The following is a 15409-nucleotide window of genomic DNA, read 5'->3' as shown; positions in this document are numbered from 1 at the left end:
CACCCTCCTGCGGCTTTTGCCGCACCGCGGCGCCGCCATCGCCGCGTAACACCGTTTTCCCTCTGGCAATTGACGCGCAAAGCCCTTAGGGCCACGACCAAACCACCAAGGATACCCCAATGGACCTGCGCAATATCGCAATCATCGCCCACGTCGACCACGGCAAGACCACCCTCGTGGACGAGCTTCTCAAGCAGTCGGGCGCCTTCCGCGCCGGTCAGGCCGTGGCCGAACGCGCGATGGACAGCAACGACCTGGAGCGCGAGCGCGGCATCACCATCCTGGCCAAGGCCACCAGCGTGGAGTGGAAGAAAACCCGCATCAACATCGTCGACACCCCCGGCCACGCCGATTTCGGCGGCGAGGTCGAGCGCATCCTCAGCATGGTCGACGGCGTGGTCCTGCTGGTGGACGCCGCCGAAGGCCCGATGCCCCAGACCAAGTTCGTGACCTCCAAGGCGCTCGCCCTGGGCCTGCGCCCCATCGTGGTGCTAAACAAGGTCGACAAGCCCGATGCCGAGCCCGACCGCGTGCTGGACGAATGCTTCGACCTTTTCGCGGCGCTGGATGCCGACGAGGACCAACTGGACTTCCCGCATATGTATGCCTCCGGCCGCTCCGGCTGGGCCGATCACGAGCTTGACGGCCCGCGCAAGGACCTGACCGCGCTTTTCGACCTGATCGTCAATCACGTCCCCGCGCCCAAGCAGGTCAAGAAAGCCGATGATGATTTCCGCATGCTGGCCGTGACCCTTGGCGCCGACCCCTTCGTGGGCCGCCTGCTGACAGGGCGCGTCGAATCGGGACGGCTGAAAGTTGGCGCCACGGTGCAGGCGCTCTCCCGCATGGGTCAGAAGATCGAACAGTTCCGCGTGACCAAGATCCAGGCCTTCCGCGGCCTCACGCTTCAGGACATCGACGAGGCCGTGGCGGGCGATATCGTCAGCCTTGCCGGCATGTCCAAGGCCACCGTGGCCGACACGATCTGCGCGCTGGCGGTGGACGAACCGCTGTCGGCCCAGCCCATCGACCCGCCCACCATCTCGGTCACCTTCGGCATCAACGACAGCCCGCTGGCGGGCCGAGACGGCAAGAAGGTGCAATCCCGCGTCATCCGCGAGCGCCTGATGAAAGAGGCCGAAACCAACGTCGCCATCAAGGTCACCGACACGCCCGGCGGCGAAGCGTTCGACGTGGCGGGCCGCGGCGAATTGCAGATGGGCGTCCTGATCGAGAACATGCGCCGCGAAGGCTTTGAACTCAGCATTTCCCGCCCCCGCGTCCTGATGCGCGAAGGCGAGAATGGCGAACAGCTCGAACCCATCGAGGAAGTCACCATCGACGTCGATGACGACCATTCCGGCGCCGTGATCGAGAAACTGACCGGCGCCCGCAAGGGCGAAATGACCGAAATGAAACCCGCCGGCGCCGGCAAGACACGCATCATCGCGCTGGTCCCGTCGCGCGGCCTCATCGGCTATCACGGCGAGTTCCTGACCGACACGCGCGGCACCGGCGTGCTGAACCGCGTCTTCCACGGCTGGGCGCCGCACAAGGGCCCCATCCCCGGCCGCCGCGCCGGCGTGCTCATCTCGATGGAATCGGGCGAGGCCGTGGCTTACGCCCTGTGGAACCTCGAGGATCGCGGCCGCATGTTCATCGGCCCGCAGGAAAAGATCTATCAGGGCATGATCATCGGAGAGCACAGCCGCGAGAACGACCTGGAAGTGAACCCGCTGAAGGGCAAGAAGCTGACCAACGTCCGCGCGTCCGGCACCGACGAGGCCGTGCGCCTGACGCCGCATGTCCAGATGTCGCTGGAAGAGGCGATCGCCTATATCGACGACGACGAACTGGTCGAGGTCACGCCCAACGCCCTGCGCCTGCGCAAACGCCACCTTGACCCGCACGAGCGCAAACGCGCCGCCAAGACGGCGTAACGCATGGCCGATAAACCCCTCAAACTGACCCGCGCCGACTGGGCCAAGAACGCCGACAGCTGGGCGGGTCATTTCGAGGGCCGCGATCTGGGCACAAACGTGACGGTTCTCTTCGCCGAGTTCGAAGAGCCGGGCTCGGGGCCGAAGCTGCATACCCATCCGTATGACGAGGTCTTCATCGTCCGCGAAGGCCGTGCCCGCTATACCATCGGCGACCAGGTGATCGATGCCGAGGCCGGCGACGTCCTGCTGGCCCCCGCCGAAGTGCCGCACACCTTCGTCAACCTCGGGCCCGGGCGGCTGGTGTCGACCGACATCCACCTTTCCCCTGAATGGATCCAGACCGACCTGGAGTGACCCTATCCGCCCCGCGCCGCGCGGAAGAAGGAACATCACCCCGCCTCCTTGCGTTTTTCCGAAACGGACCAACGCAAATTCCGAAAGGAGGCTTTGATGCTCCGCACTCTCATGCTCACCACCACCACCGCCGCGGCCAGCCTGGCCCTCGCGCCCGCCGCCGAGGCCCAAAGCCGCTGTGGCGATTCCTATCGGCTCCAATCCGGAGACACCCTTTACCGGGTCTCGCAAAGCTGCCGCGTGCCACTGAGCCTGATCATGGATCTCAACCCCGGCCTCGACCCGCGCGACCTGCCGGTGGGCGAAGCGATCACGCTTGCCGCGTCCGACACGAATACCGGCGGCAGCAACACCCCCGCGCCCGACCGGAACACCTACGAGGTGCGCGAAGGCGACACCGCCTTCTCCATCGCACAGGCCCTGGGTATTTCCGTCGTGGAACTGCTGAACGAGAACCCCGATCTCGATCCGCTGGCCATGGCCGTGGGCGACGCGCTCGACCTTCCCGATGCGTCCGAGCCGTCGGCCTCGGTGCGCGTGCAGCCCCTGGCCGGCCCGCCCGGCAGCGACGTTCGCGTGAATGCCAGCAACTTGCGTCCCGCGGATTACGTGACCATCGGCGTCGGTCGCATGGCCTCGGAATGGCGCGCCGTCGACCAGGCGCAGGTCGCCGCGGACGGCGAAATCTCCACGTCCGTCACGCTGCCCGACTGGGCCTCGCCCGGTGACAATCTGATCTTCGTCGTCGATACCGACCGCGGCGTGACGCTCAAATCCCGCGCCTTCGACGTGGTGTCGCAAGACTCCAGCGACGGCGATGGCGACCAGGTCTCGCTCGAGGGCCGCGTGCGGCAGGGCGTCGAATGCGCCACGCTGACCACGCCCGACGGCGACGTATGGTCCCTGACCGGCGACATGGAATTCACCCCCGGTGAATATGCCGAGGTGCGTGGCACCCGCGCCGAGATGTCGTTCTGCCAACAGGGCGTCGGCACCGTCGCGGTCGACAGTTACGAAGAGGTCCGCGCGCCGGGCAACCTGCCCGATGATACCGCCGACCTGAACGCCGAGGCGGTCGAGGGCCCGTGGGTCCGCATGGCCGGCAACTGCGCCCGGCCCGATTTTGACATCACGGGCCAGCAGGGCCGTCTGACCATCGAAACCAGCCTTGACGGCGCGCCACGTACCGGACGCGTGAAGCTCAACGATAACGGCGCATCAGCGGTCTTCGACCAGCCCTATCGCGCCTTCCCGATCGAGAACCGGGGCGAAGGCAAGATCGCTGTCATTTCGGGCGACCGGGATGTAACCCTGGGCGGCGTCGACATTTCCGGCGATGGCGCGGTGTTCCTGCGCTGCGGCGTGTAAGCCGGCCCTCAGGGCGCGACCGCGATCCGCCCGACAACCTCCAGCCCGGCGCCGGTGCGCCTCGCGACGACAATCTCGCCCGAGGTGGTGCCGGTGCCGGCCAGTTTCGACACGTTTACCTGGTGCGTCACCAACAAAAGCCGCGCCTTGGCGGGCATATCGGCGATCCGCGCCATGACTTCTGCCGCCTGACCGTCCGGGTCGCCCTGCCCCGCGAAATGCGAATTGAGCGCGGGGAATTCCTCGGGCGTGCCCATGTCGAGAAGCTCCGCCGTCTCGGTGCAGCGGCACCATTGGCTGGTCCATACGGCATCGAACTGAACACCCGCCTCGCGCATCGCCGCGCCGATCCGCCGGGCCTGTTCCCGGCCCCGGTCGTCCAGCACCCGTTGCGTGCTGCAATCTTCCAGATCGAAATTCGCTGGGTCCCCGACACCGGGCGCCAACGCATGGCGCATCAGCGCCACCGTGCCCGGCTCTTTCAGCAGGCTCCAGTCCTGCGCCGCCACGGCACCGGGCAGGATCAGCATCAGGATCAGGGAAATCAGTCGCATCGGCACCTCCGTTCAGATCGACGGAAAGCCTAGTTTGCCCCGTCCCGGGGTCCAGCCCGTGCGACGCTATCGCCCACCGCGATCCGCCCGGGTGTCAGAACCTTGGCGCACCATCCACCGTGACCACGCATCGCGTTGTACCCGCCAGCCCCAAGTGCTGTTTCCATCCGCGAACAGGGTGCACAGGGCGCGGTGATCTCGACCAGGGCCTGTCCAATCTGAATCGGTTGATTGCGCAGCGCAGTCAGGTTGATGCCGGACACCACGACGTTGCGCCGCAGCAAGTCGGGCGCCACCTCCCCGATCCCGGCCAGCGCGCCGATCACCGGCAGATGTTCCGCCTGGATCAGCGTCAGCGCGCGTTTGCCGGCGCGTGCGTGGTCGCCTTCAAGGCCCGTTCCGGCCAATTCCGCGGCCTCGACCGAGACCGGATCGGCCAACCGTTTCGGCCGCAGCCCGATCCACGCCACGCGGCCCTCGCCCGCGTGCCGCGCCATGATCTCGGCCAGCTGGCCTTTCACTATTCCGAGGTTTCCACGATCACCAGGTCACGGTCCGAGGCGTTCCGCGCATGGTCCAGCGCCTCTTGATAGGCGTCCGAGCGATAGCATTCCTCCGCCGCCTCCAGCGTCGGGAACTTCGCCACCACGTTGCGCGCCCGGTCGTTGCCTTCCAGCTGCACGTACCGCGCGCCGCGGGCGATGAAATGCCCGCCATGCGCCTCGATCGCCGGACCAGCCAGCTTGGCATAGCGGCCATAGGCCTCCTCGTCGGACACGGTCACATGGGCAATCCAAAGTGCTGGCATCTCGTTCTCCTCAAACTCCGTTTACGATGACGATATCGCGCTCGCTCGACGAGGTCGCAATCGGCAGGATGCGCTGATACGCATCCGAATTGTACCAGTCCAGCGCCGCCTGGTGGTCGGGGAACTCGATGATCACGTGCCGCTCGGGGCCGATCCCCTCGACTTGCGTCTGGGTCCCGCCCTTGGCCAGGAACCGCCCGCCGAATTGCTCGGCCAGCGCCACGGTCTGGGTGGCATAGGCCTTGTAATCCTCGGGATCGGTCACGTTGATCCGCGCAATCAGGTAGGCCGCCATGTCGTTCCCCTTCTCACCCGGGCCTCAGCCCTGCAACACCTGTTCCGCCGCCGCGATGGCGGCCTCGGCATTGTCGGTGCTCGCCGCTCCGCCCTGCGCCATGTCCGGGCGGCCCCCGCCGCCCTTGCCGCCCAGCTCCGCCACGGCTGCCCGGACAAGATCGACCGCCGACAGCTTTTCGGTCAAGTCCTTCGTCACACCCGCGGCCACGGCGGCCTTGCCATCGGCATCGGCAATCAGCAGCACCGCGCCCGAGCCGATCCGCGTCTTCATCTCGTCCATCAGCGGCGGCAGGTCGCGCCCCGACACGCCCGACAGCACCTGGGCCAGGAACTTCACGCCGTTCACGTCCTTGGCCTCGGGTCCGGCAGTACCGCCGCCGCCCATCGCCAACTCGCGCTTCAGCTGGGTCACCTCGTTGGCCAGCGCCTTGCGCTCATCCATCAGCGCGCGCACGCGGGCCAGAACGTCCCCCGGTTGCGCTTTCAGTTCCAGCGCCAGCTCCGCCATCCGGTGATCCTGCTCGCTCAGGTACCGGAACGCTTCCGGCCCGGTCAGCGCCTCGATCCGGCGCACGCCGGAACTCGACGCGCCTTCCCCCACCAGGACAAACAGGCCGATATCGCCCGTTTGCCGCACATGGGTGCCGCCGCACAGCTCTATCGAATAGGTATTCTTGTCCAGGCCCTTGCCCGAGCCATCCTCGGACCCCATTGAGACCACACGCACCTCGTCGCCGTATTTCTCGCCGAACAGCGCCTGCGCCCCGATCTCCCGCGCATCGTCGGGCGTCATGATCCGGGTCTCGACCTTGCCGTTCTGGCGGATATAGGCGTTGACCTCTTCCTCGACCTGCTTGATTTCCTCCAGCGTAAGGCCCTTGCCATGGCTGAAATCGAACCGCAGCCGGTCGGGCGCATTCAGGCTGCCCCTTTGCGCCACGTGATCGCCCAGTGCCTTGCGCAGCGCCTCGTGCAGCAGGTGCGTGGCCGAATGGTTCGACCGGATCGCCGTGCGGCGGAGGTGATCGACCTCCAGCTTCACCGGGTCGCCCACTTCCAATGCGCCCTCCTCGACGGTCACGAAATGCGCCGACAGGCCCCCGGCCCGTTTCTGCACATCGCTCACATGCCCTGCAAACCGCGCCTCTCCGGCCTCGCGCGCGCCTTCCAGGCTGCGCAGATAGCCGTGGTCGGCCACCTGCCCGCCCGCTTCGGCATAGAACGGCGTCTGGTTCACCACGACCCAGCCGGTCGCCTTGTTCGCGCCCAGCTTGTCCACCGCCTCGCCATCGACGACGATCGCTTGCACCACGCCCTCCGCGGTCTCGGTGTCGTACCCGAGGAAATCCGTCGCGCTGTGCGTCTCGGCCAGGTCGAACCATACGGTCGCGTCCGCCGCCTCGCCACTGCCGGACCACGCCGCGCGGGCCTTGGACTTCTGCTCTTCCATCGCCGCATCGAACCCGGCCACGTCCACCTCGCGGCCCTTCTCGCGCAGCGCGTCCTGCGTCAGGTCCAGCGGAAAACCGTAGGTGTCATAGAGCTTGAACGCCGCCTCGCCCGGCAGCGCGGCCCCATCGCCCAGCTTGCCCAGCTCGTCGTCCAGCAGGCGCAGACCCCGGTCCAGCGTCTGCTTGAACCGCTTTTCCTCCAGCTCCAGCGTCTCCTCGATCAGCGGCTGCGCCCGGCCCAGCTCGGGGAAGGCCTGTCCCATCAGCCCCACCAGGTTCGGCACCAGCCGGTACATCACCGGGTCCTGCGCGCCCAAGAGGTGAGCATGCCGCATCGCCCGCCGCATGATCCGGCGCAGCACGTAACCGCGCCCCTCGTTCGACGGCATCACGCCGTCGGCAATCAGGAACGAGGTCGAACGCAAATGGTCCGCGATCACCCGGTGATGCACGTTGCCCGGCCCGTCCGGTGCACCATCGGTCACATGCGCGCTCGCCTCGATCAGACTGCGCATCAGGTCGGTATCATAGTTGTCATGCTTGCCCTGCAACAGCGCGCCGATCCGTTCCAGCCCCATGCCGGTGTCGATCGACTGCATGTCCAGGTCCACCTGGCTGCCATCCTCGAACCGCTCGTTCTGCATGAAAACGAGGTTCCAGATCTCGATGAACCGGTCGCCATCCTCCTCCGGGCTGCCCGGAGGACCGCCCCAGATCTCGGGGCCATGGTCATAGAAGATCTCGGTGCACGGTCCACAAGGCCCCGTCGCCCCCATCGACCAGAAATTGTCATCCGTGGCGATGCGGATGATCCGGTCGTCGCTCAGCCCCGCGTGCTTCTTCCAGATCTCCGCCGCCTCGTCATCGGTGTGATAGACCGTCACCAAGAGCTTGGACTTGTCGATCCCGAAATCCTTGGTCAGCAGGTCCCAGGCATAGGGGATCGCCTCGGACTTGAAGTAATCGCCGAAACTGAAATTCCCCAGCATCTCGAAAAACGTGTGGTGCCGCGCGGTGTAACCGACATTGTCGAGGTCATTGTGCTTGCCCCCCGCCCGCACGCATTTCTGGCTGGTGGTGGCGCGGGAATAGTCGCGTTTCTCAACCCCGGTGAACAGGTTCTTGAACTGAACCATCCCGGAATTGGTGAACATCAGCGTCGGGTCGTTGCGCGGCACCAGCGGGCTGCTCGGCACCACCTCGTGGCCGTTGCGTTCAAAGAAACTGAGGAAGGTCGAGCGGATCTCGTTGAGCGTGGGCATGAGGGTCTGGTCCGAAGGCAAAAGTTGCGTCGAACCCGTGTAACGCCAAGCCATTTGACTGTCCACAGAAGGACGATGGTTCAACGGTCGCGTGTGCGCCCAAAAAAGAGGAAAGGGCACCCCGTCGGATGGCCCTTCCCCGGAATATTCTCCACCACCCGTCGGCGGTGCGGGCCCTTTCGGGAGTTGGCCATCTCCGTTTCGTCAATCGTCCAGCACGTCCTCGGCCGCATTGTCCACGTCGCCGGGAATGTTGAAATCAAGCCCGTGCGCGCCGCGGATCTTGTCTTCGATCTCGTAGGCGATCTTCTTGTTTTCCTTCAGGAAATTCTTGGCGTTCTCACGGCCCTGGCCGATGCGCTCGTCGCCGTAGCTGAACCAGCTGCCGGATTTCTCGACCACGCCGGCGGCAACGCCAAGGTCCAGCAACTCACCGGTCTTGGACACGCCCTCACCGTACATGATGTCGAACTCGACCTGCTTGAAGGGCGGCGCGACCTTGTTCTTGACCACTTTCACGCGGGTCTGGTTGCCCACCACCTCGTCGCGGTCCTTGATCGACCCGATCCGGCGAATGTCCAGCCGGACCGAGCTGTAGAATTTCAGCGCGTTGCCACCCGTCGTCGTCTCGGGGCTGCCGAACATCACGCCGATCTTCATGCGGATCTGGTTGATGAAGATCACCGTGCACTTGCTGCGGCTGATCGAGCCCGTCAGCTTGCGCATGGCCTGGCTCATCAGGCGGGCATGCACGCCCACGCTGCTGTCGCCCATGTCGCCCTCAAGCTCCGATTTCGGCGTCAGGGCCGCGACCGAGTCGACCACCACCATGCTCACCGCGCCCGAGCGCACCAGCGTGTCCACGATCTCCAGACTCTGCTCGCCGGTGTCGGGCTGCGAAATCAACAGCTCGTCCAGGTCCACGCCCAGCTTTTTGGCATAGATCGGATCCAGCGCGTGCTCGGCGTCGACAAAGGCGCAGACGCCGCCCTTTTTCTGTTCCTCGGCCACGCAATGCAGCGTCAGCGTCGTCTTGCCAGAGCTTTCGGGACCGTAGATTTCAACGATCCGGCCCTTGGGTAGCCCGCCGATGCCAAGCGCGATGTCCAGACCCAGCGAGCCGGTCGAGGTCGATTCGATGTCCTGCGCCGGGTTGTCGGCGCCCAGCTTCATGATCGAGCCCTTGCCGAATTGCCGTTCGATCTGCGCCAGCGCGCTGTCCAGCGCCTTCTGGCGGTCTGCGTTCTTCTTGCTGTCCATGTTCAAAAGATCTGCCGTTGCCATACCTGTGGTTTCCCTTATTTCACACGCCAGACAGGGCGTCTATCGCTGACTTCCCAATGCCTGTCCGCTGCTTTCGTTCACCTCTTGTTCTCCGAGTTATGGAGACAAAAGGAGAACATTTCAATCAATTTGTTCCTTTCCGATGGTGGCACCGATGGGTTAAAGAGGGGTTACCGGGGGCAGGCAAACGGGCGAAATCTTGCATGTTGGTGTTTTCAAACGAAAAGCTCGTATTCCTGTCGGTTCCCAAAACCGGCACCACGGCCTACGAGGCCGCGCTTGCGCCCCGCGCGGCCTTGGTCGTACGCCAGCCGCCCGAGCTGAAACACGCGCCTGTCTTTCGCTACAACCGGTTCTTCCGACCCGCGATCGAGAAATTCATGGGCGAAGGATTCGACATTCTGGCGGTCATGCGCGAGCCGATCGACTGGCTGGGCTCGTGGTATCGCTATCGTCAGCGGCCAGGGCAGGAACAGGCCCGCAACTCCACCCACGGGATCAGCTTCGACGAATTCGTGACCGAGTACATGAAGGGCAAGCGCGCCGCCTTCGCGCAGGTGGGCTCGCAGACGAAATTTCTCGAGCCGCAGAACAACGGCACCGCCGTCACCCATCTCTTTCGCTACGAGGACCAGGACGGCCTTCGCCGATTTTTGGCCAACCGTCTCGAGATCGAGATCGAGACCCGGCGGATGAACAGCTCGCCCGCCATGGCGCTGTCGCTCGATCCGGATGTCGAGCAACGCTATCGTCGCAAGTTCGCCGTCGAGTACCGGCTTTACGACGGGATCGCCCAGGACGGCGCCTTCACGCCTCTGGCCAACGGGGTCCTGCCGCCGCATCATTGAGTCGGGTCGCGGGCCAATGGGCGCATTTCCGGCGCCGGAAATGCTCTCGAAAATGTGCATTTTCGAGCGCGAACATCGGATGAGGTCGCGCCATATCCCGAGATCGGTCCGGTGACGGAAAATCGCGGTACGTAAGGACAGGCGGCGCCGGGCCCCCTCAGCCCTGGTTCAGCTTGTGCTGCACCATCTCTGTCAGTTCCGTCAAGGAGAACGGCTTGGGCAGGAAGCCCGAGTCGGGGATGCGCGACTGAACCTCGCCAAAGGCCTCCTCGGCGTAGCCCGACATGAACACGACGCGGGTTTCCGGACGGTCGGCCAGTGCCTGCAACACCCAGGTCGGCCCGTCGATCCCCGGCATCACCACGTCGGATACAAAGACATCCACCTCCAGCGTCGGGTCCTCCAGCAGTTCCAGCGCGGCTTCGGCCGAATCGGCTTCCAGCACCGTCAGGCCGCGCAATTCCAACGCCCGGCTGGCAAAGGCCCGGACCGGTGCCTCGTCCTCGACCAGCAATACCACGCCATCCGTCTTGGCGGGAAGGTGCGCCGGCGCGGCCGCCTCGGTTGCCTGCGTCTCAAGGCTTTCATGCGCGGGCAGCAATACCTGGAAGGTTGTGCCCTCTTCCGGCGCGCTGTCGGCAAAGATGAAGCCGCCGGTCTGCTTGACGATCCCGTAGGCCGTCGACAGGCCGAGACCGGTGCCCTCTCCCGTCCGCTTGGTTGTGAAGAACGGCTCGAAAACCTTCTGGATCTTGTCCGGGGCGATACCCACCCCCTCGTCACTGACGGTCACGCGCACATAACGGCCCGGCGCCACCACGGCCCGGTCGCGGCGCAGGGGCTCGCGGAAGGTGACGTTCTCGGTGGCGATGCGGATATCGCCGCCTTCGGGCATCGCGTCGCGGGCGTTGACCACCAGGTTCATCAGCACCTGTTCCAACTGCCGCTTGTCGGCGCGGATCGACCACAGGGTCGGGTCGTGGCTGAGCGACAGGATCACCCGCTCGCCCACCAGCCGGTTCAACAGATGTGTCAGATCCGACAGCATGTCGCGCAGGTCCATCACCTCGGGGCGCAGGGTCTGCTTGCGCGAATAGGCCAGAAGCTGGCTGACCAGCGCCGCGGCGCGGTTGGCGTTCTGGTTGATCTGGATGAGGTCGCCGTAATCGGGGTCGCCCTGGTCGTGGCGCAGCAGCAGCAGGTCGCAATGCCCCGCGATCGCCGTCAGCAGGTTGTTGAAATCATGCGCCACACCGCCGGCCAGCTGGCCGATCGCCTGCATCTTCTGGCTCTGCGCGAACTGTTCTTCCAGTGATTTCAGCTTGGTCGCGTCGCTCAGCACCGTCTCGCCCGCCTCCGTCGCGCGGTTGAGCGTGACCTGGACGAAAGTCTCGCGGTCGTCGCTCCTGACCCGCAGAAACTCCGAATGCACCCCGCCGCGCCCCTGGGCCGCGTCCTCCAGCCAGTCGGGGATCGACCGGCCAAGCCCCTCCATCAAGTCCGACAGCGTCTTGCCGCAACAACCCTCGACCCCCAGCAGGTCCCGCGCCGGGCGGTTCGAGATCTGCACCTCGCCCGAGCGCGCCAGTTTCAGCAGCGGAACCGGCAGTTCGTCGAAGAATGCCCAGCCGTCGGGCTGACGTTCGGTGGGCGCGACACCGGGCAGCAGAAAGATCTCGCGCCGTCCGGACACGCCCTCGAGTTCGACGACGAGACAGGCGGTCAGCCCCTCGGCCGTGGTAATGTCGTTGATCTGGCCCGACCGCAGCGGCATCTTCGGAAAGATGCGGTCGAGGGTGCGCACGCGCTCGCCCACCAGTTGCCGCGCGGCGGTGTTCATGAACAGGACCGCCCCACCCCGCCCCGCCGTCAGCATCGGCAGCGGTACCGGGTCGGCCTCGCGCGCGGGGCGGTCGGCGGATTTCTCGATACGCCAGACATAGCGGTCGGCGGCGGCGCGGTGCACGCCGATGCGCAGGTGCCCGGCCCTTGTCACCACGTCCTCCTGCGCCGAGCCGCGCAACTGGGCCCGGCTTTCCAGACGATAGAGAATCGGGCCGGGATTCGCGATCGCGTGATTCAGCGCCCCGGCGAGCGTCGTCGCCTCATCGGCGGAAAAGGCCGTCATCGCGGCGCGGTTGGCGTACTGGATATCCCCGTCGCGGCCGGTCAGGAGGGTGGGTGTCGCATCCTCGGCCAGGAAATCCGCCGCCGCGTCGACCACGGATTTGCGAAACCGCCCTTCCGCCGCGTTCACGATGCCGATCCACAGCGCCGACATCAGCAGGATCGCCGAGGTGAAGACGCCCGCGAGCCGAAGCGTCGGGTCGGGCACGAACACGGCCGCCACGCCGAACAGGATGGCGGCCGCCAGTACCGCCCTGGAACGCGGCCTGATCCGGGCCGCGGCGTCACGCAGCGGCAATACGGTTCCGGTAGTGAATGCCAACCGGCAACTCCCCAAAAACAAAATACTGGCCGCTGTCTTAGGCGGCAGGCCTTAAAGTTAGATTAACGCTGAAGGGGCGAACACGTCTAGGTTGTTGTGCCCGCACAGGCGTCGTGTTTCAGGGTCTGCGCAGCGTGGCGAGATAGAAGCCGTCGCCCCTGTCCGAGATCAGCCAGCGCCGCGAGCCTTCCCGCCTCCACCCCGGATGCGCGGCCTCGAACGCGGCCACCTGCGCCTCGTTCTCCACGGACAGGACCGAACAGGTGGTATAGACTAGGAGGCCGCCGGGCCGCACGAGCCCTTGCGCGTGTTCCAGAATGTCGCGCTGCGTGGCGCAAAGCGCCTCCAGCCGATCGGGCGTCAGGGCCCATTTGGCCTCTGGCGTGCGCCGCCAGGTGCCGCTGCCCGAACAGGGCACGTCGCACAGCACGATGTCGAAGGGCGCCGCCCCGGCCACGGCCTCCGGCGCAAGGGACGTCACCGTCACGCCCGCCCGCGCGGCCCGGGCAGGCAGGTCGCGCATCCGCTCGGGCGCGGCGTCATGGGCGAACCACGTGCCCTCGTGCCGCGCGGCCAGCGCCAGAACCTTGCCGCCGCCGCCGGCGCAGAAATCCAGCACCCGCGCGCCTGGGGGCACCGGCACGGCCGCCATGGCCGCCTGGCTGCTGGCATCCTGCAATTCCACATGGCCCCCGCGGAATGCCTCTGCTTGAGCAACGCGTCGGGAACCCTCCGTGACATGAAGCGCTCCGTCGATCTCTGGCATAGGCTCAGCCGAGATCCCGTCTTTCGACAACATTTCAAGCACATCCGGGATGGTCTTGAGGCGCGGGTTGTGGCGCAGGAAGACCGGCGCCCGATGCCGCAGGGCCGCGGCCGCGGCGGTAGCCTCAGCCCCGAGATCCGCCTCGAACCGCGACCAAAGCCAGTCCGGCAGGTCCCGCGCCTCATCCGGCGCCGGGGGCCTGCCGGCCGAGCGCTCCTCCGCCGTCAGGGGCGCGGGCGCATGGCCCTCCCCGGTAAAGGTCGTCTCGGGGTCGCGGCCCTCGTCCCGCACGTGCCCCAACATCAGCGCTCGGCCAGTCTCGCCGCCGCCAAGCGCGGCGCAGGATCGCCTGCGGCGCAGCACGGAAAATACATGGTCGCGCACCGCCGCCCGGTCCTTGGACCCGGCATAGCGTGCGCCCCGCGCCCAGCGGGTCAGCGCCTGCTCCGCCGCTTGTCCGCCGGCCATCGCATCCAGCACCTCGATCGCGGCCTGCACCCGTGCCGCCGGGGTCATGGCCTTACCTCAAGAACGCCGTGCAGAACCTTGATTATGCGCGGTTTATCCAACGCGGTAGTTCGGACTCTCACGGGTGATCTGCACGTCATGCACATGGCTTTCCTTCAGGCCCGCGCCGGTGATCTTCACGAACTCGCAATTGGTGCGCATCTCTTCCACCGTGGCGCAGCCGGTATAGCCCATCGCCGCCCGCAGGCCACCGACAAGCTGGTGCAGCACCGTGCCCGCGCCGCCCTTGTAGGGCACCTGCCCCTCGACCCCTTCGGGTACCAGCTTGTCGCTGGCCGCGTCTTTCTGGAAATACCGGTCGGCCGAGCCGCGCGCCATGGCCGCAAGGCTGCCCATGCCGCGATACGCCTTGAAGCTGCGGCCCTGATAGAGGATCACCTCGCCGGGAGACTCGTCGGTGCCCGCCAGCATGCTGCCCACCATGGCGCAGGAGGCGCCCGCCGCAATCGCCTTGGCGAAATCGCCCGAGAACTTGATGCCGCCATCGGCGATGACCGGCGTGTCGCCCGCCGCTGCGGCGCAATCCATGATCGCGGTCAATTGCGGCATGCCGACGCCCGCGACCATCCGCGTGGTGCAGATACTGCCCGGCCCGATGCCCACTTTCACGGCATCGGCGCCCGCGCCGATCAACGCCCGCGTCGCCTCGGCTGTGGCGACGTTGCCCGCCACGATCTGCACCTCGTTCGACAGCGTCTTGGCCCGTTCCACGGCCTTCGCCACGCCCTCGGAATGGCCGTGGGCGGTGTCGATCACCACCATGTCCACGCCCGCATCCACCAGCGCCTGCGTCCGCTCGAAGCCTGCGTCGCCCACGGTCGAGGCCGCGGCCACCCGCAGCCGGCCCAGCCCGTCCTTGCAGGCCGTCGGGTTCAGCACCGCCTGCTCGGTGTCCTTCAGCGTCAGCAGGCCGGTCAGCTTGCCCTCGGCATTGGTGACCAGCAGCTTCTCGATGCGTCGCGCCTTCATCAGGCTCTTGGCTTCCTCCCGGTCCGCGGGCTCGGTCAGTATCGCCAGGTTGTCGCTTGTCATCATGACGTGCACCGGCGTGTCGTCGCTGGTGGCGAAACGCATGTCGCGGTTTGTGACGATGCCCATCACCCGGCCCTTCTCGTCCACCACCGGGAAGCCGGTGAAGTTGTAGCGCTCGATCAGGTCCTTGGCGTCGCCCAGTGTCTGGTCGGGGCGCAGTGTCACCGGGTTGTAGACGATGCCGCTTTCGAACCGCTTCACGCGCCGCACTTCCTTGGCTTGCTGCTCGACCGTCAGGTTGCGGTGGATGACGCCGATGCCGCCCGACTGGGCCATGCAGATCGCCATCCGCCCTTCGGTCACGGTGTCCATCGCGGAACTCAGAAGCGGGATGTTGAGGTCGATCGACCGGGTCACGCGGGTCCTTGTGTCGGCGGTGTTGGGCAACACGCTCGACTTGGCGGGAACCAGCAGGACATCATCGAAAGTGAGGGCCTCACGAATCTCCATGGCGCATCTCCTTGG

At 66.2% G+C, this 15409-nt stretch carries 13 protein-coding genes; 4 read left to right on the top strand and 9 right to left on the bottom strand.

The genetic code is table 11. The features are described from left to right. Positions 1-119 precede the first annotated feature (119 nt). The 3 genes from typA to RBB31_RS06340 all read left to right on the top strand — a co-directional run bounded on the left by typA (position 120) and on the right by RBB31_RS06340 (position 3665). Positions 120-1940, top strand: coding sequence for a translational GTPase TypA (gene typA, locus RBB31_RS06350; RefSeq protein WP_306128422.1), 1821 nt, complete (start codon positions 120-122; stop codon positions 1938-1940). A 3-nt stretch (positions 1941-1943) separates the two neighbouring features. Next, entirely contained in the window at positions 1944-2297 is a 354-nt protein-coding gene (locus RBB31_RS06345) for a cupin domain-containing protein (protein ID WP_306128421.1), read from the top strand. 96 nt (positions 2298-2393) lie between these two features. Then, on the top strand, positions 2394-3665 hold the full coding sequence (locus RBB31_RS06340) for a LysM peptidoglycan-binding domain-containing protein (protein ID WP_306128420.1): 1272 nt from the start codon (positions 2394-2396) through the stop codon (positions 3663-3665). Positions 3666-3673: 8 nt separating this feature from the next. Here RBB31_RS06340 and RBB31_RS06335 read toward each other — a convergent pair whose 3' ends face one another. The 6 genes from RBB31_RS06335 to recA all read right to left on the bottom strand — a co-directional run bounded on the left by RBB31_RS06335 (position 3674) and on the right by recA (position 9321). Continuing rightward, positions 3674-4219, bottom strand: a complete 546-nt coding sequence (locus tag RBB31_RS06335) for a histidine phosphatase family protein (RefSeq protein ID WP_306128419.1) — start codon at positions 4217-4219, stop codon at positions 3674-3676. Positions 4220-4248: 29 nt separating this feature from the next. Beyond that, positions 4249-4716 carry an MOSC domain-containing protein gene (locus RBB31_RS06330; RefSeq protein ID WP_306128428.1) on the bottom strand — a complete coding sequence of 156 codons (468 nt, stop codon included), beginning with the start codon at positions 4714-4716 and terminating at the stop codon, positions 4249-4251. Positions 4717-4739: 23 nt separating this feature from the next. Next, entirely contained in the window at positions 4740-5027 is a 288-nt protein-coding gene (locus RBB31_RS06325) for a DUF1330 domain-containing protein (RefSeq protein WP_306128418.1), read from the bottom strand. A 10-nt stretch (positions 5028-5037) separates the two neighbouring features. Further along, the gene (locus tag RBB31_RS06320) at positions 5038-5322 is read right to left on the bottom strand and encodes a DUF1330 domain-containing protein (RefSeq protein WP_306128417.1); all 285 of its coding nucleotides are present in this window, start codon (positions 5320-5322) and stop codon (positions 5038-5040) included. A gap of 24 nt (positions 5323-5346) precedes the next feature. Then, a complete protein-coding gene (alaS, locus tag RBB31_RS06315) occupies positions 5347-8037 on the bottom strand; it encodes an alanine--tRNA ligase (RefSeq protein WP_306128427.1) in 2691 nt (896 codons plus the stop codon). Between the two features lie 204 nt (positions 8038-8241). Then, entirely contained in the window at positions 8242-9321 is a 1080-nt protein-coding gene (recA, locus tag RBB31_RS06310) for a recombinase RecA (RefSeq protein WP_306128416.1), read from the bottom strand. Positions 9322-9524: 203 nt separating this feature from the next. Here recA and RBB31_RS06305 point away from each other — a divergent pair, with 203 nt between their 5' ends. After that, positions 9525-10169: a sulfotransferase family 2 domain-containing protein gene (locus RBB31_RS06305; protein WP_306128415.1), complete on the top strand. Its 645-nt coding sequence runs from the start codon at positions 9525-9527 to the stop codon at positions 10167-10169. A gap of 157 nt (positions 10170-10326) precedes the next feature. Here RBB31_RS06305 and RBB31_RS06300 read toward each other — a convergent pair whose 3' ends face one another. The 3 genes from RBB31_RS06300 to guaB all read right to left on the bottom strand — a co-directional run bounded on the left by RBB31_RS06300 (position 10327) and on the right by guaB (position 15394). Next, a complete protein-coding gene (locus tag RBB31_RS06300) occupies positions 10327-12618 on the bottom strand; it encodes an ATP-binding protein (RefSeq protein WP_306128414.1) in 2292 nt (763 codons plus the stop codon). 118 nt (positions 12619-12736) lie between these two features. Then, a complete protein-coding gene (locus RBB31_RS06295) occupies positions 12737-13900 on the bottom strand; it encodes an RsmB/NOP family class I SAM-dependent RNA methyltransferase (protein ID WP_306128413.1) in 1164 nt (387 codons plus the stop codon). Between the two features lie 45 nt (positions 13901-13945). Beyond that, positions 13946-15394 (bottom strand): IMP dehydrogenase, encoded by a 1449-nt coding sequence (guaB, locus tag RBB31_RS06290; RefSeq protein ID WP_306128412.1) that lies wholly within the window; start codon positions 15392-15394, stop codon positions 13946-13948. Positions 15395-15409 lie beyond the last annotated feature (15 nt).

This window comes from Roseovarius sp. MMSF_3350 (genome assembly GCF_030733425.1).
In the GTDB taxonomy this organism is placed as follows: domain Bacteria; phylum Pseudomonadota; class Alphaproteobacteria; order Rhodobacterales; family Rhodobacteraceae; genus Roseovarius.
The sequence above is the reverse complement of the archived record's forward strand: the minus strand, read 5'-3'. Positions and strand labels throughout refer to the sequence as shown.

Bases quoted from the DNA above. Each gene is read 5' to 3' on its own strand.
- RBB31_RS06330 (WP_306128428.1), bottom strand. From the start codon at position 4,716: ATGGCGCGGCACGCGGGCGAGGGCCGCGTGGCGTGGATCGGGCTGCGG.
- RBB31_RS06345 (WP_306128421.1), top strand. From the start codon at position 1,944: ATGGCCGATAAACCCCTCAAACTGACCCGCGCCGACTGGGCCAAGAAC.
- RBB31_RS06320 (WP_306128417.1), bottom strand. From the start codon at position 5,322: ATGGCGGCCTACCTGATTGCGCGGATCAACGTGACCGATCCCGAGGAT.
- RBB31_RS06295 (WP_306128413.1), bottom strand. From the start codon at position 13,900: ATGACCCCGGCGGCACGGGTGCAGGCCGCGATCGAGGTGCTGGATGCG.
- alaS (WP_306128427.1), bottom strand. From the start codon at position 8,037: ATGCCCACGCTCAACGAGATCCGCTCGACCTTCCTCAGTTTCTTTGAA.
- RBB31_RS06340 (WP_306128420.1), top strand. From the start codon at position 2,394: ATGCTCCGCACTCTCATGCTCACCACCACCACCGCCGCGGCCAGCCTG.
- RBB31_RS06325 (WP_306128418.1), bottom strand. From the start codon at position 5,027: ATGCCAGCACTTTGGATTGCCCATGTGACCGTGTCCGACGAGGAGGCC.
- RBB31_RS06305 (WP_306128415.1), top strand. From the start codon at position 9,525: ATGTTGGTGTTTTCAAACGAAAAGCTCGTATTCCTGTCGGTTCCCAAA.
- typA (WP_306128422.1), top strand. From the start codon at position 120: ATGGACCTGCGCAATATCGCAATCATCGCCCACGTCGACCACGGCAAG.
- guaB (WP_306128412.1), bottom strand. From the start codon at position 15,394: ATGGAGATTCGTGAGGCCCTCACTTTCGATGATGTCCTGCTGGTTCCC.
- recA (WP_306128416.1), bottom strand. From the start codon at position 9,321: ATGGCAACGGCAGATCTTTTGAACATGGACAGCAAGAAGAACGCAGAC.
- RBB31_RS06335 (WP_306128419.1), bottom strand. From the start codon at position 4,219: ATGCGACTGATTTCCCTGATCCTGATGCTGATCCTGCCCGGTGCCGTG.